At 61.9% G+C, this 18,481-nt stretch carries 16 protein-coding genes; 7 read left to right on the forward strand and 9 right to left on the reverse strand.

What is annotated here, in order from left to right; genetic code table 11:
* Positions 1–96 precede the first annotated feature (96 nt).
* Positions 97–390 carry a BolA family transcriptional regulator gene (locus HX786_RS07680; protein ID WP_003216739.1) on the reverse strand — a complete coding sequence of 98 codons (294 nt, stop codon included), beginning with the start codon at positions 388–390 and terminating at the stop codon, positions 97–99.
* Between the two features lie 6 nt (positions 391–396).
* Positions 397–915, reverse strand: coding sequence for a DUF2059 domain-containing protein (locus HX786_RS07685; RefSeq protein WP_003216742.1), 519 nt, complete (start codon positions 913–915; stop codon positions 397–399).
* Between the two features lie 193 nt (positions 916–1,108).
* On the opposite strand from HX786_RS07685, the gene HX786_RS07690 reads away from it, so the two are divergent.
* Positions 1,109–2,497 carry a class II fumarate hydratase gene (locus tag HX786_RS07690; protein WP_003216744.1) on the forward strand — a complete coding sequence of 463 codons (1,389 nt, stop codon included), beginning with the start codon at positions 1,109–1,111 and terminating at the stop codon, positions 2,495–2,497.
* Here the strand turns inward: HX786_RS07690 and HX786_RS07695 are convergent.
* The 3 genes from HX786_RS07695 to pap all read right to left on the reverse strand — a co-directional run bounded on the left by HX786_RS07695 (position 2,494) and on the right by pap (position 6,442).
* Positions 2,494–3,450 carry a DMT family transporter gene (locus tag HX786_RS07695; RefSeq protein ID WP_003216745.1) on the reverse strand — a complete coding sequence of 319 codons (957 nt, stop codon included), beginning with the start codon at positions 3,448–3,450 and terminating at the stop codon, positions 2,494–2,496. The genes HX786_RS07690 and HX786_RS07695 overlap by 4 nt on opposite strands.
* A gap of 187 nt (positions 3,451–3,637) precedes the next feature.
* Complete coding sequence (locus HX786_RS07700) at positions 3,638–4,822, reverse strand: thiolase family protein (RefSeq protein WP_102368466.1); 1,185 nt, start codon at positions 4,820–4,822, stop codon at positions 3,638–3,640.
* 102 nt (positions 4,823–4,924) lie between these two features.
* Complete coding sequence (gene pap / locus HX786_RS07705) at positions 4,925–6,442, reverse strand: polyphosphate:AMP phosphotransferase (protein ID WP_177009485.1); 1,518 nt, start codon at positions 6,440–6,442, stop codon at positions 4,925–4,927.
* 141 nt (positions 6,443–6,583) lie between these two features.
* Between pap and mnmC the strand changes: the two genes are divergently transcribed.
* The 5 genes from mnmC (at position 6,584) to HX786_RS07730 (ending at position 13,853) form a co-directional block, all read left to right on the forward strand.
* On the forward strand, positions 6,584–8,572 hold the full coding sequence (gene mnmC, locus HX786_RS07710; protein ID WP_178911904.1) for a bifunctional tRNA (5-methylaminomethyl-2-thiouridine)(34)-methyltransferase MnmD/FAD-dependent 5-carboxymethylaminomethyl-2-thiouridine(34) oxidoreductase MnmC: 1,989 nt from the start codon (positions 6,584–6,586) through the stop codon (positions 8,570–8,572).
* Positions 8,573–8,726: 154 nt separating this feature from the next.
* Positions 8,727–10,499: an N-acetylglutaminylglutamine amidotransferase gene (locus tag HX786_RS07715; protein WP_003216754.1), complete on the forward strand. Its 1,773-nt coding sequence runs from the start codon at positions 8,727–8,729 to the stop codon at positions 10,497–10,499.
* 3 nt (positions 10,500–10,502) lie between these two features.
* Complete coding sequence (gene ngg / locus HX786_RS07720) at positions 10,503–12,248, forward strand: N-acetylglutaminylglutamine synthetase (RefSeq protein ID WP_134326020.1); 1,746 nt, start codon at positions 10,503–10,505, stop codon at positions 12,246–12,248.
* 133 nt (positions 12,249–12,381) lie between these two features.
* Entirely contained in the window at positions 12,382–13,566 is a 1,185-nt protein-coding gene (locus HX786_RS07725; RefSeq protein ID WP_003216760.1) for an osmoprotectant NAGGN system M42 family peptidase, read from the forward strand.
* A 59-nt stretch (positions 13,567–13,625) separates the two neighbouring features.
* Entirely contained in the window at positions 13,626–13,853 is a 228-nt protein-coding gene (locus HX786_RS07730; RefSeq protein WP_003192759.1) for a YheU family protein, read from the forward strand.
* Positions 13,854–13,856: 3 nt separating this feature from the next.
* On the opposite strand, the gene csrA is transcribed toward HX786_RS07730, so the two are convergent.
* A complete protein-coding gene (gene csrA / locus HX786_RS07735; RefSeq protein ID WP_178911905.1) occupies positions 13,857–14,066 on the reverse strand; it encodes a carbon storage regulator CsrA in 210 nt (69 codons plus the stop codon).
* A 351-nt stretch (positions 14,067–14,417) separates the two neighbouring features.
* Positions 14,418–15,239, reverse strand: coding sequence for an SDR family oxidoreductase (locus HX786_RS07740; RefSeq protein ID WP_178911906.1), 822 nt, complete (start codon positions 15,237–15,239; stop codon positions 14,418–14,420).
* A 329-nt stretch (positions 15,240–15,568) separates the two neighbouring features.
* Between HX786_RS07740 and HX786_RS07745 the strand changes: the two genes are divergently transcribed.
* On the forward strand, positions 15,569–15,721 hold the full coding sequence (locus HX786_RS07745; RefSeq protein WP_003216767.1) for a DUF3309 family protein: 153 nt from the start codon (positions 15,569–15,571) through the stop codon (positions 15,719–15,721).
* A gap of 60 nt (positions 15,722–15,781) precedes the next feature.
* Here the strand turns inward: HX786_RS07745 and HX786_RS07750 are convergent, their stop codons facing one another.
* Entirely contained in the window at positions 15,782–17,869 is a 2,088-nt protein-coding gene (locus HX786_RS07750; RefSeq protein WP_134326018.1) for an LTA synthase family protein, read from the reverse strand.
* Between the two features lie 396 nt (positions 17,870–18,265).
* Positions 18,266–18,457, reverse strand: a complete 192-nt coding sequence (locus tag HX786_RS07755) for a PLDc N-terminal domain-containing protein (RefSeq protein ID WP_003172956.1) — start codon at positions 18,455–18,457, stop codon at positions 18,266–18,268.
* Between the last annotated feature and the right edge of the window lie 24 nt (positions 18,458–18,481).

Genomic DNA, 18,481 nt, shown 5'->3' on the forward strand with positions numbered 1-18,481 from the left:
AACCTTTCAGAAAGATCGCGGTGATTGGCAGAAGGGCTGCTGCGCAGCCCAGCGGGAGCAAGCTCCCTCGCCACATCAAGCTGATGTGCCACAGTGTCAGTGACCGCCGGCGCAGGTCGGCGAGGCCGGGGCTGCGTCGATTTTCGCCCATTCTTCAGGCGTGTAGGTATGCAGCGCCAACGCATGGAATTCGCTCATCAGGTCACCCAACGTGGCATAGACCTTCTGGTGGCGCTTGACGCGGTTGAGGCCCTCGAACTGCTGGCTGACCAGCACGGCCTTGAAGTGGGTCTGCAACCCACGGCTGTGCATATGGCTTTCATCCAGCACGCTCAAGTGTTCCGGGCTCAGGGCGACGAGTGCCGATTCGATACGCTGTTGCATGGTCATTCCTGTTTACTTCTTCTTGGCCGGGGCCGGGGCTTTTGGCGTCAGCTCGTTGGTCATGTCTTCCAGCAGCTTGTTCACCACAGGTACTGCGCTTTCCAGCTTGGCCTGGGTCATCTGGGCCGATTGCTGGGTCAGCTGGGGCATTTTCTCCAGGACTTTCTTGCCCAGTGGCGACTGGTAGAACGCAACCAGGTCCTTGAGCTCGGATTCGCTGAAGTTGTCGGTGTAGAGCTTGATCATGTCCGGCTTGAGCTTGTTCCAGCCGATGGCCTGGTCCAGGGCGGTGTTGGCCTTGGCCTGGTAGGTGTCCAGGACGGTTTGCTTGGAAGCAGGCGCCTTGGTCTGCTCGAAACGCTGGGCGAACATTTGTTGCACTTGCATGTACACCGGGGTACCCAGCTTGTCGGCATGGGCCAGGGTAAGGAAGGCTTCGGCACTGGCGTTGTGGCTGGCGGTATCGGCAAAAACCTGGCCGCTGGCACATACCAGAGCAACCGCGGTACAGATGGCACGAAGACGAGTCATCGAGTTTCCTTTTCTAGCAGGCGAGGTAAGACCCCAAGGGCGCCCATTCTGCGCCTAAAAAACGCCGCGGCTCAACCCCACGCCTTGTGGGGCCTGGTTTTGCGGGGCTTAATCCGATGAAAAGTCTTTTAAGGGAACCCCACCGGGCGATCAGGGCCTAAACTGCGCAAACGAACCTGAAGGAGTGTGCCCGATGAGCCGTATCGAAACCGACAGCCTGGGAGAAGTGCAAGTCCCGGATGACGCTTACTGGGGCGCGCAGACCCAACGCTCGCTGGTGAACTTCGCCATCGGCGACCAGCGCATGCCCCTGGCTGTGTTGCACGCCCTGGCCCTGATCAAGAAGGCTGCGGCCCGGGTCAACGACCGCAATGGCGACCTGCCCGCCGACATTGCCCGGCTGATCGAACAGGCCGCCGACGAAGTGCTCGCCGGCGAACACGACGACCAGTTTCCCCTGGTGGTGTGGCAGACCGGCAGCGGCACCCAGAGCAACATGAACGCCAACGAAGTGATCGCCGGCCGTGCCAACGAGCTGGCGGGCAAGCCCCGTGGCGGCAAGAGCCCGGTGCATCCCAACGACCACGTCAACCGTTCCCAGAGCTCCAACGACTGCTTCCCCACCGCCATGAGCATCGCCGCCGTGCAGGCGGTCACCGAGAAGCTGTTGCCGGCGATCCGTGAACTGTCTGGTGGTTTGGCAGAGTTGTCGGCGCGCCACATGAAGCTGGTGAAAACCGGCCGCACCCACATGATGGATGCGACGCCCATCACCTTCGGCCAGGAAGTCTCGGCCTTTATAGCGCAACTCGACTACGCCGAACGCGCGATCCGCAGCGCCCTGCCCGCCGTGTGTGAACTGGCCCAGGGTGGTACTGCCGTCGGCACCGGGCTCAATTCACCCCACGGTTTTGGCGAGGCGATTGCCTCGGAATTGGCCGCGCTGTCGGGCCTGCCGTTTGTCACCGCACCGAACAAATTCGCCGCGCTGTCGGGCCATGAGCCGTTGACCACCCTGCACGGCGCCTTGAAGACCCTGGCCGTGGCCCTGATGAAAATCGCCAACGACCTGCGCCTGCTGGGCTCCGGCCCGCGTGCCGGGCTGGCGGAAGTCAAGTTGCCGGCGAATGAACCGGGCAGCTCGATCATGCCCGGCAAGGTCAACCCGACCCAGTGCGAAGCGCTGTCGATGCTGGCTTGCCAGGTGCTGGGCAATGACGTGACCATTGGCTTCGCCGCCAGCCAGGGCCACTTGCAGTTGAACGTGTACAAGCCGGTGATCATCCACAACCTGCTGGAATCGATCCGCCTGCTGGCCGACGGTTGCAGCAACTTCCAGGAGCACTGCATCGCCGGCCTGGAACCCGACGCCGAGCAAATGGCCGCGCACCTTGAGCGTGGCCTGATGCTGGTGACGGCGCTGAACCCGCACATCGGCTACGACAAGTCCGCCGAGATTGCCAAGAAGGCCTATGCCGAAGGGCTGACCCTACGGGAAGCGGCGCTGAAGCTGGGCTATCTCACGGACGAAGAGTTCGACCAGTGGGTGCGTCCGGAAAACATGCTGGAAGCCGGTCATTAAGACGCCAATCGTGCACGCCGGGCCCTGAGCCCGGCGAACAGCGACGGCGCCAACGCCACGGTCGCGGACCCCAGCACCACCAACACGGCCCCGCCGTAGCCGAGGGCATTGATGTCTTCGGCGTGCACATACTCGGGCCACATCCAGGCGGCCAGCGCTACCGCGACGAAGGTCACCAATGGCGTCAGCGCCAGGGTGGCGCTGACGCGCGAGGCTTCCCAGTGGGCCAGGGCTTCAGCGAATGCGCCGTAGGCAATCAGCGTATTGAAACAGCAGGCCAGCAGCAGCCAGCCTTGCAGCGGGCTCAGTTGCAGCGCTTCCATCGGGTGCGCCCATGGCGTCAGCAAGAGCGCGCAGGACAGGTAGATCACCATCATCACCTGCAACGAATTCCATACCGTCAGCAACTGCTTCTGGCCCAGGGCGTAGAAGGTCCAGATGGTGGTGGCCAAGAGAATCGTCAGCACCCCGGCGGTGTAGCTGCCCAGGGAGGTCAACAACTCGGTCAGGCGCTGGTTGAAGAACAGGCCGAAGCCGATGATCAGCACCAGCAGGCCCATGCCCTGCCCGAGGCTGAAGCGTTCCTTGAACACGAAGACGCTGGCGATCATCAGGAAGATCGGGCCCACCTGTACCACCAGTTGCGCGGTGCCGGGGCTCAGCAGTTTGAGGCCGACCAGGTAGAGCACATAGTTGCCCATCAGGCCGCACACGGCGATTGCTACCAGCCAGCCACCTTTTGGTCCGAGGGAGCGCCAACTGGGCAGGCGCCTTACGGCGGCGAGATAGATAAACAGACAACTGCCGGAGACGACCAGGCGAAACCAGGTGACTGTGACGGGGTCCATCACCTGCAAGACCTGTTTGAGTTTGATCGGCAGAATGCCCCAGAGCAGCGCGGTCAGCAGGGCCAGGGATAAACCGTAGACCCAACGGCCCGATGAGATGTGCATGAGTGCCCCGAATGCCTGAGGTGGAGGAGGTGCATTCTAGGGGGATGTGAACGGATTGGGATACGGTGCTGATCAAATGTGGGAGCGGGCTTGCTCGCGAAGGCGGTCTATCAGCCAACATTTTCATCGACTGCCCCGCCGCATTCGCGAGCAAGTCGAATCGTCGCACCGCCACTCCCACACTGAGTCAGCGTACGGCTTCGAACAAGCCGGTGGCACCCATGCCGCCGCCCACACACATAGTGACAATGCCGTAACGCAACTTGCGCCGCTGCAACTCACGCACCAGATGCCCCACCTGCCGCGACCCCGTCATCCCAAACGGATGCCCGATGGAAATCGACCCACCGTTGACGTTGTACTTGGCGTTATCAATTTCCAGCCGATTACGCGCATAAAGGCACTGCGAGGCAAACGCCTCATTCAACTCCCACAAATCAATATCCGCCACCGCCAGCCCACGGGCCTTGAGCAACTTGGGCACCGAAAATACCGGCCCGATCCCCATCTCATCCGGCTCACACCCCGCCACCGTAAACCCGCGAAAAAACGCCTTGGGCTTAAGCCCCAGTTCCAGCGCTTTTTCCAGGCTCATCACCAGTGTCATGGAAGCCCCATCAGACAACTGCGACGAATTCCCCGCCGTCACCGACCCATCCTCCGCAAACACCGGCTTCAATCCCGCAAGACTGGCCAACGTCGTATCCGGACGATTGCAATCATCCCGATCCACCACCCCCTCCAACACCTGCACCGCGCCAGTGTTCTTGTCCTCAACCCTGTACTTCACCGCCATCGGCACGATTTCATCATCGAACAACCCGTCAGCCTGGGCCTGAGCCGTACGCTGCTGGCTTTGCAGCGCATACAGATCCTGCTCTTCACGACTGACGTGATACCGCCGCGCAACGATTTCCGCCGTCTGCCCCATGGGAAAGTAAATGCCCGGCACCTGTTCCTTGAGCAACGGATTGATCAGGTTATCGGTGTTGACGCTCTTCATGGTCAGGCTGATGGACTCGACCCCACCGGCCACGATGATCTCGCTGCAACCGGAAGCAATCTGGTTGGCGGCGATCGCAATCGCTTGCAACCCCGAGGAACAGAAACGGTTGAGGGTCATGCCCGCCGTACCGGTACCCAGTTGCGACAACACCGCCACATTGCGGCCGATGTTGTAGCCCTGGGCACCTTCGTTGGAACCGGCGCCGACGATGCAGTCCTCGACCGTGGCCGGGTCGATGCCATTGCGGGTCAGCAACGCGTTCACGCAATGGGCAGCCATGTCATCGGGACGGGTCTGGTTGAACTTGCCGCGAAAGGACTTGGCCAGGCCGGTTCGCACGCTGTCGACGATCACTACTTCACGCATGGGCTACCTCAATTGTTGTGGTTGTTGAGAGATGGATCGAGCATAGATCCCGCCCTCTTCAACCGCGACAATCATTCACCCCGCGTATGCAAAAGCATGGCGCTACTTTTTCTTGTCCTTCTTGTCATGCTTGTCTGTCTTGTCGAACGCCTCCTCCAGCGCCCGGTTGATGGTGCGCAGTACCTTCACCCGCGCCCAGCGCTTGTCGTTGGCTTCAACCAGCGTCCACGGCGCAATCTCGGTGCTGGTGCGGTCCACCATGTCACCCACCGCCGCCCGGTAGTCGTCCCACTTCTCGCGGTTACGCCAGTCGTCCTCGGTGATCTTGAAGCGTTTGAACGGGATTTCCTCGCGGGCCTGGAACCGCTCCAGCTGCGTCTGCTTGTCGATCGCCAGCCAGAACTTGACCACGATCACCCCGGCGTCGCGCAGTTGCTCTTCGAAGTCGTTGATCTCGCCGTAGGCGCGCATCCAGTCCGTCGGCGTGCAGAAGCCTTCGATGCGTTCCACCAACACCCGGCCATACCAGGAGCGGTCGAACACGGTGAACATGCCCCGCGCCGGAATCTTCTGCCAGAAACGCCACAGGTAAGGCTGGGCGCGCTCGTCTTCACTGGGCGCGGCAATCGGCACGATGTGGTACTGCCGGGGATCGAGGGCTGCCGCCACACGCCGGATGGCCCCGCCCTTGCCCGCCGCGTCGTTGCCTTCAAACACCGTCACCAACGCGTGCTTGCGCATGCGTTTGTCGCGCATCAGCCCGGAGAACCGTGCCTGCTCGGTAATCAGTTGTTCTTCGTAATCGTCCTTTTCAAGGCTCAGGCTCATGTCCAGGCTGTTCAGCAGGCTCATCTGGTCAACCGCCGATGGCAGCGGCGCCGGGTTCATGCCGCTGGCTTTACCCTTGGGCACTTTCAAGGCGTTTTGCAGGCCTTCGAGCAGGATCTTGCCGACGGTCAGCCCGCGGTAGTGCGCATCGACACCCTCGATCACATACCAAGGCGCATAGTCACGGCTGGTGCGGCGCAGGATCCGCTCACCAAAATGCACAAACTTGTCGTAGGTCTTGGACTGCTGCCAGTCCAGCGGGCTGATGCGCCAGCTGTGCAGCGGGTCGTCCTGCAAGGCTTTGAGCCGGGATTTCATTTGCTTCTTGGAGAGGTGGAACCAGAACTTGAAGATCAGCGCACCTTCATCACACAGCATCTTTTCCAGCCGCTCGGCCCCGGCGATGGCCTGGTCCAGCCGCGCATCCTTGATCTCGCCATGGACGCGACTCTGCAGCATCTGGCTGTACCAGTTACCAAAAAAGATCCCCATGCGGCCTTTCGCCGGAAGCTGGCGCCAGTAGCGCCAGGCCGGTGGGCGGGCCAGTTCTTCGTCGGTCTGCTGGTCGAAGGTGCGCACCTCGATCAGGCGCGGGTCCATCCATTCATTCAGCAATTTGACGGTTTCACCCTTGCCCGCACCTTCGATGCCATTGATCAGGATGATCACCGGGAAGCGCTTCTGCTGTTGCAGTTCGTACTGCACTTCCAGCAAGGCTTCACGCAGGGCCGGCACTTCGGCGTCGTAGGTGTCTTTGTCGATGGCGTGACCGATTTCGGCAGATTCGAACATGGGCGGCTCCGTTCCAGAAGTGATCAAGACTAGCGGATTGGGCAACAACACGTGGCAGGAAATTCCGCAGCGGCTTGCCATGGATCAATGACAACCCTGTTGATCAGCTAGAATGGCCGCCTTGCCTTTGCCGAGCCGCTCATGAACCCCGTATCCCACGCCCAGCTTGACTGGGATGACCAAGGTCGCCCGCACTCGCGGGTCTTCGATGACGTGTACTTCTCCGACAAGTCGGGCCTTGAAGAAACCCGCTACGTATTCCTCGAACAGAACCGTTTGCAGGAACGTTTTGCGGCGCTGCCGGTGGGCGGGCGCTTGGTGATCGGTGAGACGGGCTTCGGCACCGGCTTGAATTTCCTGTGCGCCTGGCAGTTGTTCGAACAACACGCGGTGGCGGGCGCACGCCTGCATTTTGTCAGCGTGGAAAAGTACCCGCTGAGCCACGCCGACCTGCAGCGCGCCCTCGCCCTCTGGCCGGAACTGGCACCGTTCGCCGAGCAGCTGTTGGCGCAATACATCGCGATTCACCAAGGCTTCCAGCGGCTGGTACTGGATAACGGTCGAGTCACCCTGACGTTGCTGATCGGCGACGCCCTGGAGCAATTGCCGCAACTGGACGCGCAGGTCGACGCCTGGTTCCTCGACGGTTTCGCCCCGGCCAAGAACCCCGACATGTGGACTGCCGAGCTGTTCGCCGAACTGGCGCGGCTGGCGGCGCCGGGCTCGACCATCAGCACCTTTACCAGCACCGGCTGGGTACGGCGGTTGATCAACGCCGCCGGGTTCAAGATGAAGCGCACCCCCGGCATCGGCCACAAGTGGGAAATCCTGCGGGGTGAGTTTCTCGGCTGGCCCGCTGAAACGCCTGCGCCTGCCGCGGCAAAACCCTGGTTTGCGCGCCCACCTGCCGTTTCCGGTGAACGCCATGCACTGGTCATCGGTGGTGGCCTGGCCGGTTGCGCCACGGCGGCCAGCCTGGCGGCACGCGGCTGGCGCGTCAGTTTGCTGGAACGCCACGCGGCGCTCGCACAGGAAGCTTCCGGCAACCCGCAAGGGGTGTTGTACCTCAAGCTTTCCGCCCATGGCACGGCACTTTCGCAGTTGATTCTCAGCGGTTTCGGCCACACGCGGCGCCTGCTGGAACACCTGCAACGTGGCGTGGACTGGGATGGCTGCGGCGTGCTGCAACTGGCCTTCAACGCCAAGGAAGCCGAGCGCCAGGCACAACTGGCCGGCGCTTTTGCCCCGGACCTGTTGCACCTGCTGGATAAAGAGCAGGCACAGGCGCGCGCCGGGATAGCGCTGGAGCACGGCGGCTTGTTCTTCCCCGAGGGCGGCTGGGTTCACCCGCCGGCGCTGTGCGAATGGCAAGCCAGGCACCCGCTGATCGAAGTGCTCCAGCACCACGACGCCCTTGAGCTCAAGCAGGTCGACGGTCAGTGGCAGGCGTTGCAGGGCGATACGGTTCTGGCTCAAGCCAGTGTGGTCGTGCTGGCCGGCGCCGCCGAGATCAAGCGGTTTTCCTTCAGCGCTGACTTGCCCCTCAAGCGCATCCGCGGGCAAATCACTCGCCTGCCGCAAACGGCGCAAAGCCAGGCGTTGGCCACAGTGGTGTGCGCCGAGGGCTACGTCGCCCCGCCACGCCTGGGCGAGCACACCCTCGGTGCCAGTTTCGACTTCAAGAGCGATGACCTTACGCCCACGGTGGCCGAGCACGCGGGCAATCTGCAGATGCTGCGGGAAATCTCCCTCGATTTGCTGCAACGCCTGGGCGCCGACAGCCTGGCACCCGAACAGCTCGAAGGCCGCGCCGCCTTCCGTTGCACCAGCCCGGACTACCTGCCGATCGTCGGGCCGCTGGCGCAGCGAGAGGCGTTTGATCACACCTACGCCGCCCTCGGCAAAGACGCCCGGCAGGTCCCTGATGCGCCGTGCCCGTGGTTGCACGGCGTGTATATCAACAGTGGCCATGGCTCACGGGGGCTGGTCACCGCGCCACTCTGCGCAGAGCTGCTGGCCGCCTGGCTCGACAATGAGCCCCTGCCGCTGCCGCGCAGTGTCAGCGAAGCCTGTCACCCCAATCGGTTCGCGCTGCGTGCCCTGATCCGCGGTAACCCAGGCAAATCCTGAGGGCCATGACGGGCTCGCAACCCGTCAAGGCTCTTTGCCTTATAACGTATTGTTCTAAAACTCCCACAATTTACCCGGGTCAGTCTCTGGGTACCCGCCGTTTTGGCAGGCTGCATTTCTATCCCTCCCCAACGGAAAAACCGGTAAGGAATTTATGTGCGGATTAGCTGGAGAGTTACGTTTCGATCACCAACCTGCCGACCTGGCAGCGGTGGAACGAATCACCCATCACTTGGCACCACGCGGTCCTGACGCGTGGGGCTTCCATGCCCAGGGGCCGATTGCCCTGGGCCATCGACGCCTGAAAATCATGGACCTGTCGGATGGCTCCGCCCAACCGATGGTCGACGCCCAACTGGGCCTGTCCCTGGCGTTCAACGGCGCGATCTATAACTTCCCGGAATTGCGTGAAGAGCTGGAAGCCCTGGGCTACGCCTTCTATTCCGGTGGCGACACCGAGGTGCTGCTCAAGGGCTACCACGCCTGGGGCGAAGCCCTGCTGCCCAAGCTCAACGGGATGTTCGCCTTCGCCATCTGGGAGCGCGATGCCCAGCGCCTGTTTATCGCCCGTGACCGCCTCGGCGTGAAGCCGCTGTACCTGTCGCGCACCGGCCAGCGCCTGCGTTTTGCTTCGGCCTTGCCGGCGCTGCTAAAGGGTGGCGATATCAACCCGATCCTCGATCCGGTGGCCCTCAATCACTACCTGAACTTCCACGCCGTGGTGCCGGCGCCGCGCACCCTGCTGGCGGGCATTGAAAAGCTGCCGCCCGCCTCCTGGATGCGCATCGACGCCGATGGCAAGACTGAACAGAAAACCTGGTGGACCCTGCCCTACGGCCCCCACGCCGATGAAGCCAACCTGACCCTGGAAGACTGGACCGACCGCGTGCTCGACAGCACCCGCGAAGCCGTGGCGATTCGTCAGCGGGCGGCGGTGGATGTGGGCGTGCTGCTTTCCGGCGGTGTCGATTCCAGCATGCTGGTGGGTCTGTTGCGGGAAGTCGGCGTGCAGGACCTGTCGACCTTCTCCATCGGTTTTGAAGACGCGGGTGGCGAGCGCGGCGACGAGTTCCAGTATTCGGACTTGATCGCCAAGCATTACGGCACGCGTCACCACCAACTGCGTATCGCTGAAAGCGAAATCATCGAGCAATTGCCGGCGGCGTTCCGCGCCATGAGCGAGCCGATGGTCAGCCATGACTGCATTGCCTTCTACCTGCTGTCCCGGGAAGTGGCCAAGCATTGCAAGGTGGTGCAAAGCGGCCAGGGCGCCGATGAACTGTTCGCCGGTTACCACTGGTACCCGCAGGTGGATGGCGCAAGCGACCCGTACGCGGCCTACCGCGACGCATTTTTCGACCGCAGCTACGACGACTATGCCGCTACCGTCGCGCCGAAATGGTTGACCGCGAATGACGCCGCCGGTGACTTCGTGCGCGAGCATTTCGCCCAGCCCGGCGCCGATGCGGCGGTGGACAAAGCCCTGCGCCTGGACAGCACCGTGATGCTGGTGGATGACCCGGTCAAGCGCGTCGACAACATGACCATGGCCTGGGGCCTGGAAGCGCGCACGCCGTTTCTCGACTATCGCCTGGTAGAACTGTCGGCCCGCGTGCCGGGCAAATTCAAATTGCCGGACGGCGGCAAACAAGTGCTCAAGGAAGCGGCGCGCCGGGTGATCCCGAGCGAGGTCATCGACCGCAAGAAAGGCTACTTCCCGGTGCCCGGCCTCAAGCATTTGCAGGGTGACACCTTGAACTGGGTGCGTGAGCTGCTGCTGGACCCAAGCCAGGACCGCGGCCTGTTCAACCCGGCCATGCTCGACCGCCTGCTCACCGATCCCCAAGGCCAACTGACCCCGTTGCGCGGCTCCAAGCTGTGGCAACTGGCGGCGCTGAACCTGTGGCTCAGCGAACAAGGAATCTGATTCATGAAACCTCATGCCACGGCTTACAGCCAACGCTTGCTGCGAGGCCAGGCGCCCTCCTACGAGCGCCTGCAAGCCCGCTTCGCCGAAGACGGCAGCGAACTGGACCCCACGCCGATTGCCGTGCATTGCGGTTGGGGCCGGCTGTTGATCGGCCACACCTTCCCGGACCCGGCGAGCCTGGCCCTGGAGTTGCTCAACGAGCAGCCCGGCGAGCGGGATATCGCGCTGTATGTGGCGGCGCCGCAGCAGATCCTCGGGATTGATCCCCAGCAGTTGTTTCTCGACCCGTCCGATACCCTGCGCCTGTGGTTCACCGACTATCGCCCGGCAACCCGGGTGTTTCGCGGGTTCCGGATTCGCCGGGTACAAACCGAGGCGGACTGGCAGGCGGTGAACCAGCTGTACCAGGGGCGCGGCATGTTGCCGGTGGACCCGGCACTGCTGACGCCACGCCATCAAGGCGGCCCGGTGTATTGGCTCGCCGAGGACGAAGACAGCGGCGCGGTGATCGGCAGCGTGATGGGCCTGAACCACCAGAAGGCCTTTCACGATCCGGAGAACGGCTGCAGCCTCTGGTGCCTGGCGGTCGACCCGCAATGTACCCGCCCCGGGGTGGGTGAAGTGCTGGTGCGCCACTTGATCGAACACTTCATGAGCCGTGGCCTGAGCTACCTCGACCTGTCGGTGTTGCACGACAACCGCCAGGCGAAAAGTCTCTACGCCAAGCTTGGCTTTCGCGCGCTGACCACCTTCGCCATCAAGCGCAAGAACGGGATCAACCAGCCGCTGTTCCTCGGCCCTGGCCCACAGGCGGAGTTCAATCCCTATGCGCGGATCATCGTCGAGGAAGCCCATCGGCGCGGGATTGACGTGCAGGTGGACGATGCCGATGCCGGCTTGTTTACCCTGAGCCACGGTGGCCGCCGGGTGCGCTGCCGCGAATCCCTCAGCGACCTGACCAGCGCCATCAGCATGACGTTGTGCCAGGACAAGAGCCTGACCCACAAGGTGTTCAAGGCCGCAGGCCTGAACCTTCCGGCCCAGCAATTGGCCGGCAGTGCCGATGACAACCTGGAGTTTCTCGACGAGCACCAGCGCATTGTGGTCAAGCCGCTGGATGGCGAACAAGGCCAGGGTGTGGCGGTGGATTTGCAGACCATTGAAGACGTGCAAAAAGCCATTGAAGCGGCCCGCCAATTCGACACCCGTGTACTGCTGGAAAGCTTCCACGAAGGCCTCGACCTGCGAATTCTGGTGATCGGCTTTGAAGTGGTCGCCGCCGCCATTCGCCGCCCGGCGGAAGTCACCGGCGATGGCCAGCATTCCATTGGCGCGTTGATCGAAGCCCAGAGCCGCCGACGCCAGGCCGCCACCGATGGCGAAAGCAAAATCCCCCTGGACCATGAAACCCAACGCACCCTGCAGGCGGCCGGCTACGACTACAACAGCATCCTGCCCCGTGGCGAACGCCTGGCGGTGCGGCGTACCGCCAACCTGCACACCGGCGGTTGCCTGGAAGACGTCACCGCCATCCTCCACCCGACCCTGGTGGACGCCGCCGTGCGCGCCGCCCGTGCCCTCGACATTCCCATGGTGGGCCTGGACCTGATGGTGCCGGCCGCCGACCAACCGGACTACGTGTTTATCGAAGCCAACGAACGGGCCGGGCTGGCCAACCATGAACCGCAGCCGACGGCTGAAAAGTTCGTGGACCTGTTGTTCCCGCATAGCCAACCGACGGCGTGAATGATCGTTCCCACGCTCTGCGTGGGAACGCAGCCCGTGACGCTCCGCGTCACAAGAGAGGACGCAGAGCGTCCCATGAGGCATTCCCACGCAGAGCGTGGGAACGATCATCCTCAACTCATCAGGAGTCTTTATGACCCGAACCATCCCCGAACCGGATCTCGCTTACCTGCAAAAAGTGCTGCTGGAAATGCTCGCCATTCCCAGCCCCACCGGGTTTACCGACACCATCGTGCGCTACGTTGCCGAGCGCCTTGAAGAACTGGGTATTCCGTTTGAAATGACCCGGCGCGGCACCATCCGCGCCACCCTCAAGGGCCAGAAAAACAGCCCTGACCGCGCCGTTTCCGCGCACCTGGACACCATCGGCGCCGCCGTGCGGGCGATCAAGGACAATGGCCGCCTGACCCTCGCGCCGGTCGGCTGCTGGTCCAGCCGTTTTGCCGAAGGCAGCCGCGTCAGCCTGTTCACCGATAACGGCGTGATCCGTGGCAGCGTGCTGCCGTTGATGGCCTCCGGTCACGCGTTCAATACGGCCGTGGATGAAATGCCCATCAGTTGGGACCACATCGAACTGCGCCTGGATGCCTACTGCGCCACCCGCGCCGACTGTGACTCCCTGGGTATCAGCGTCGGCGATTTCGTCGCCTTCGACCCGCTGCCGGAGTTCACCGAGAGCGGGCATATCAGCGCCCGCCACCTGGACGATAAAGCCGGGGTTGCCGCGCTGCTGGCGGCGCTCAAGGCGATTGTCGACAGCGGCCAGCCGCTGCTGATCGACTGCCATCCGCTGTTCACCATCACCGAAGAAACCGGCAGTGGTGCGGCGGCGGCATTGCCGTGGGATGTGAGTGAGTTCGTCGGCATCGACATTGCGCCGGTGGCCCACGAGCAGCACTCCAGCGAGCACGCGGTGAGTGTGGCGATGCAGGATTCCGGCGGGCCGTATGACTATCACCTGTCCCGCCACCTGCTGCGCCTGGCGGCGGAAAATGAGCTACCGGTGCGTCGCGACCTGTTTCGCTACTACTTCAGCGACGCGCATTCGGCGGTGACCGCCGGCCACGACATTCGCACCGCACTGCTGGCATTCGGTTGCGATGCCACCCATGGTTATGAGCGCACGCACATCGACAGCCTCGCCGCGCTGAGTCGCCTGCTGGGCGCGTACATCCTCAGCCCGCCGGTGTTCGCCAGCGATGCACAGCCGGCCAAGGGCTCCCTCGACCGGTTCAGTCACCAGATCGAACACGACACACAAATGGAGAGTGATACCCGCGTGCCGTCGGTGGACAGCCTGGTGGGCCAAAAAACCTGAGACTGGCAACTCGGATCCCGGCGCAGTAGCATCGCCGGGATTCCCTAGCCGAGGCTTGTATGCTGATTCCCTACGATGCACTTGAAGTCGACACCCTGACACGCCTCATCGAAGACTTCGTGACCCGCGACGGCACCGACAATGGTGACGACACACCTCTGGAAACCCGGGTGCTGCGGGTACGCCAGGCGCTGACCAAGGGCCAGGCGCTGATTGTTTTCGACCCCGAGAGCGAGCAGTGCCAGTTGATGCTCAAGCACGATGTGCCCAAGCACCTGTTCGACTGAGACTCAAGGATTGGGCACAGGCACTGGATGGGTGTTGGCCTGCTGCCCGTGGCGACTGAGGATCTTCTGATAGACCTCCGCCCGGTGCACATTGACCCCCACCGGCGCTTCCACACCCAGCTTCACTTGGGTGCCGTTCACTTCCAGAATGCGCAAGGTGATCTGGCCACCCACCGAAATTATTTCACCTACCGCGCGGCTTAATACCAGCATGGGGTTCGTCCTTTTTAAGTTACCGAACCCCGACCATGCGCTCCCTGCCTGGCACCATCAATGGCCTTCAGGTTAAACAGGCATGCCTTACACATCAGGGTAAATTACCCTACAGACAGGCAGTGAACAATCTCGAATTACACCCAAGAACCAAACGATATGTTCAAATTTGCAGGCGCTCTCTGTGGCGAGGGAGCTTGCTCCCGCTGGGGTGCGAAGCAGCCCCCAATAAGGTCAATGCATTCTTTCAGGAAGACTTGGGCGGCTGGTTTTGGGGCTGCTTCGCACCCCAGCGGGAGCAAGCTCCCTCGCCACAACAAGCCCTCGCCACATCAGGTGCTCACCTGAAATTCAACCTTTTACCGCCTGCGACTGAGCTTTCGCCCGCATCTTGTCCGCCATCACGGTCATCTCGTCATACAGCAGTTGCGGATTCTTCTGTTTCAGTGCCCAGGCCATGCGCCCCTGCTCGTGGGGCAGGATCATGAATTGCCCTTGCGCCACTTGCTGGTAGATGTAGTCGGCGATTTCTGCGGCGGTGATCGGCGAGCTTTCCAGCAGCTTGCCCACCTGGGCTTTCATCGCCGGCGTCGGCCCGCGGAACGAGTCCAGCAGGTTCGTCTGGAAGAAGGATGGGCACACCACATGCACGCCGACTTCCTGTTGCTTGAGTTCCACCAGCAGGCTCTCCGAGAGCGCCACCACCCCGGCCTTGGCCACGTTGTAGTTGCTCATGGCCGGGCCCTGCATCAGGGCGGCCATGGACGCGATGTTGATGATGCGGCCCTTGCTCTTTTCCAGCAGCGGTAGGAAGGCTTTGCAGCCCTTGACCACGCCCATCAGGTTGATCGCGATCTGCCAGTCCCAGTCTTCCAGGGACAGTTCGCTGAAGAACCCGCCCGATGCGACACCGGCGTTGTTGACGATCACGTCGATGCCACCGAGCTTTACCTCACAGGCCTGTGCGAACGCGGTGAGCTGGCTGTAGTCGCGCACGTCGCAACGCTGGGTGAAGCCGTCACCACCGGCCTGGCGTACAAGCTTGAGGGTTTCTTGCAGGCCCGCTTCGCTGACGTCCGACAAGGCCAGTTGCCAACCCTCGCGGGCCCAGCGCAGAGCGATTTCGCGACCCAGGCCAGAACCGGCGCCGGTGATCATCATGCGATTTTGCATAGGAAAGTAGCCTTGTGGTTCACGGAAGAAGTGAGCCGCAGTGTAGCGAAGGTTTTTCCCGCACCCACGCACCATCAGACTGCTGAATGCCCCAGGCAAACCGTGGGCCGGGTCGGATAGCGGGAAACCCGCCAAGTTCCATTTATTTGAACTAAGGACAGTTATTTGCAACGGGGTTAAAGGAAATAAGCAAGTTAGCGAAAAGCTTTAAAAAAACACGGAATTTTCTGCCAAACACATGGGTCGGAGTTATTAAGGCGTCCGTATCAGTTGTCGGGCCTATCCGTTAAATACCAGGTCTTTTCAGAAGACAATAAGGAAAACAAAACATGAGCCTCATTCTTATCATTATTCTGATCCTCCTGCTGGTCGGCGGTCTTCCAGTGTTCCCTCACTCACGCAATTGGGGTTACGGGCCATCGGGTATTCTCGGTACTGTGTTGGTAGTGCTGTTGATTCTGTTGTTGCTCGGCAAGATATAACGCGTTCCAGCGTGCAAAAAAAAGAGGCCTTGAAAGGCCTCTTTTTTTATGCGCGGGTATTTAGTCCGGCTTGCCGTCCACTACACCGGCGGTGTTGTCCAGCAGGCTCTTGGTAGCGGTCTGCAGGAACGATTCGAGCTTCTGCTTCAACGCAGCCTCGTCCGGCGACTCTGGAATCACTTTCCCGGTCGGGTTGGCGCCCAGTTCGTATTCCCACAACTTCGGCGGCATTTCCTTGGGCAGTACCAGCACGCGGTCACCGGTGAGCAAGGCGACGGTCTGGTCGCTGCCCGACGGCTTGATCACGCCAAAGCCCTTGTCACCTTCCGGCAGGTTGAGCAGGTCACGGCCCCAGCACTGGTGCAGGGTGTCACCGCCCAGGCGGCCCATAATGGTCGGCACGATGTCGATCTGGGTGCCCACGGTGTGGTCACGCTCGCCGAACTTCTCCTGCATGCCCGGTGCGATCATCAGCATCGGCACGTTGAAGCGGCCCAGGTCCATCTCGGTGATCTGCTGCTCGTTGCCGAAGCCGTGGTCGCCCACGATCACGAACAGGGTTTCCTTGAAGTACGGCTCCTTGCGGGCCTTTTCAAAGAACTGGCCCAAGGCCCAGTCGGAGTAGCGCATGGCCGTCAAATGCTCGTTGAGGCTGCCACGGTCGGTGACCTTCTCGACCGGCAATGGCGTCGGCAACGCGTACGGCGTGTGGTTGGACAGGGTTTGCAGCAGCGCATAGAACGGCTTGCCGCCTTCACGGGCCTTCAACTCTTCCAGGCCACGGTTGAACATGTCCTGGTCGGACACGCCCCAGGTCGGGTCCGAGAACACCGGGTTGACGAAGTCATTACGCCCGATGAAGTTGGTCATGCCCTGGTTGCTGAAGAAGCCCGACTGGTTATCCCAGGCGAAGTCGCCGTTGTAGACGTACACGTCATCGAAATCGCGATGGCTGAGCAACTGCGGCAGGCCCGACAGCTTGTGGCTGCCTTCCGGGGTCTGCATCAGGTATTCGAAACCCGGCAGGTTCGGGAAGCAGGCCATGGTGGCGAACATACCCTGGTGGGTGTGGGTGCCGTTGGAGAAGAAGCGGTCGAACAGCAGGCCTTCCTTGGACAGTTTGTCGAAGTACGGCGTGATGTTGCCCGGGCGGCCCAGGGCGCCCACCGAGTGACCGGCGAAGCTTTCCATCAGGATAACCACGACGTTCTTGATCGGCAGGGTCTTCTCGGCCGGCGGCGTGAAGTCACGGCGTACCGCGGCGGTGTCGGTGTCGACCAGTTTCTCGGTCGGCAATACCAGCATGTCGCGCACGGTCTGGGTGGCCAGCGGCTGCTCCAGGGTGGCTTTCCAGATGTTCGAACGCTCCTCGGAGAAGCGCGATTTCGCCGCCGCAATCAGCGACAAGGTACCGTTGAGGCCCAACTGGTTGGCGAAGTTCGAGTCGGTGGTGTACACGTCGCCCCAACGCAGTGGCGGGCCCTGGCGCAGGGTGCCACGGATGGCGACCACGGCGACCAGCAGGCAGACCACGAACACCGCGATGCGCGTGTACCACGGCGCTACCTGGCGAGTGCCGATGCTGCCACCGCTGAACGGGCCGCGTGGGCGCGTTGCACGGTCGGCGCCTTTGAAGGCGATGCTCAGGATCAGCGTACCCACGGCCCAGGCCAGCAGGTAGCGCACCACCGGGAAACCGTACCAGAGCATGCTCATCACGGTTTTCGGGTCTTCCTTCACGTACTGGAAGACCAGGCCGTTGAGGCGCTGGTGGAACTCGCGGTAGAAGTCCATTTCCATCAGGCCCAGGAACAGCGCGATACTGGACGCGACCGTCAGCCACAAGCGGAAGAACCCGCGCGCCGCCATGGCCCGTACGCTGAACAACGCCAGCAGCAGCGGCACCAGCACGTACATCACCAGGCGGATATCCAGGCGCAGGCCGTTGGCGAACGCTTCAAGGAAAGTCGAGGCCGGTGTGTCGAGGATCATCTCGCGGTTGTAGACCAGCAGCGCCAGGCGCAGCAGGGAGAACATCACCATCATGATCAAGGCACAAAGCAGCGTGTACGCCAGATGGGATTTGACGGTCGGTTGCAGCAAGCGATTAGAAGCTCGCTGCTGATTCAGGGCGTCCGGGTTTGCCATGTCGTTTTAGGACCCATTGGAAGTTTAAGTTGCGAATGAATACAGCGGCGCCCCGCCCTCGCCCAGGCAGGCTGGGGTAGACGGTGAACGCAATGGCGCAAATGGTGCCCGATCAACGCCGGCAACGCCATTGATTACTCAATCCGGCCAGTGTTTGAGACTCGTCTTAGAGCATCCGACAGGAAAAATAGCCGGCGAATTGTCTTGGATGGAATGTGAAAATTCTGTGCAGCGAATATCTCGAAACACAATAACGGGCGTACGGAAACAGATGTGGGAGCGGGCTTGCTCGCGAATACGGTAAATCAGTCGATACATCAGGTGACTGTTACACCGTATTCGCGAGCAAGCCCGCTCCCACACTTACTGTGCCCGCTCTGGATAGCGTTGTTTGGATCAGATCCGCACGTTACCGCGCGGCCCGGCGATCGCCCAGATGATCAAGCCCAGTACCGGCAGCAGCAGGATCAACAGGATCCACAACACTTTGGCGCCGGTACTCGCGCCGCTTTTGAACACGTTGATGATCGCCCAGATATCCAGCGCGAGGATGATCAACCCGATCAGACCATTAAAAGTGGAACCCATGGTGTCGCTCCTAAGTGAGGGCTT

Origin of the sequence: Pseudomonas sp. 21615526 (assembly GCF_013386245.1) — a bacterium.
Classification (GTDB): Bacteria; Pseudomonadota; Gammaproteobacteria; order Pseudomonadales; family Pseudomonadaceae; genus Aquipseudomonas.

Bases quoted from the DNA above. Each gene is read 5' to 3' on its own strand.
- HX786_RS07730 (WP_003192759.1), top strand. From the start codon at position 13,626: ATGCTGATTCCCTACGATGCACTTGAAGTCGACACCCTGACACGCCTC.
- mnmC (WP_178911904.1), top strand. From the start codon at position 6,584: ATGAACCCCGTATCCCACGCCCAGCTTGACTGGGATGACCAAGGTCGC.
- csrA (WP_178911905.1), bottom strand. From the start codon at position 14,066: ATGCTGGTATTAAGCCGCGCGGTAGGTGAAATAATTTCGGTGGGTGGC.
- HX786_RS07725 (WP_003216760.1), top strand. From the start codon at position 12,382: ATGACCCGAACCATCCCCGAACCGGATCTCGCTTACCTGCAAAAAGTG.
- ngg (WP_134326020.1), top strand. From the start codon at position 10,503: ATGAAACCTCATGCCACGGCTTACAGCCAACGCTTGCTGCGAGGCCAG.
- HX786_RS07685 (WP_003216742.1), bottom strand. From the start codon at position 915: ATGACTCGTCTTCGTGCCATCTGTACCGCGGTTGCTCTGGTATGTGCC.
- pap (WP_177009485.1), bottom strand. From the start codon at position 6,442: ATGTTCGAATCTGCCGAAATCGGTCACGCCATCGACAAAGACACCTAC.
- HX786_RS07740 (WP_178911906.1), bottom strand. From the start codon at position 15,239: ATGCAAAATCGCATGATGATCACCGGCGCCGGTTCTGGCCTGGGTCGC.
- HX786_RS07680 (WP_003216739.1), bottom strand. From the start codon at position 390: ATGACCATGCAACAGCGTATCGAATCGGCACTCGTCGCCCTGAGCCCG.
- HX786_RS07700 (WP_102368466.1), bottom strand. From the start codon at position 4,822: ATGCGTGAAGTAGTGATCGTCGACAGCGTGCGAACCGGCCTGGCCAAG.
- HX786_RS07690 (WP_003216744.1), top strand. From the start codon at position 1,109: ATGAGCCGTATCGAAACCGACAGCCTGGGAGAAGTGCAAGTCCCGGAT.
- HX786_RS07750 (WP_134326018.1), bottom strand. From the start codon at position 17,869: ATGGCAAACCCGGACGCCCTGAATCAGCAGCGAGCTTCTAATCGCTTG.
- HX786_RS07755 (WP_003172956.1), bottom strand. From the start codon at position 18,457: ATGGGTTCCACTTTTAATGGTCTGATCGGGTTGATCATCCTCGCGCTG.
- HX786_RS07745 (WP_003216767.1), top strand. From the start codon at position 15,569: ATGAGCCTCATTCTTATCATTATTCTGATCCTCCTGCTGGTCGGCGGT.
- HX786_RS07695 (WP_003216745.1), bottom strand. From the start codon at position 3,450: ATGCACATCTCATCGGGCCGTTGGGTCTACGGTTTATCCCTGGCCCTG.
- HX786_RS07715 (WP_003216754.1), top strand. From the start codon at position 8,727: ATGTGCGGATTAGCTGGAGAGTTACGTTTCGATCACCAACCTGCCGAC.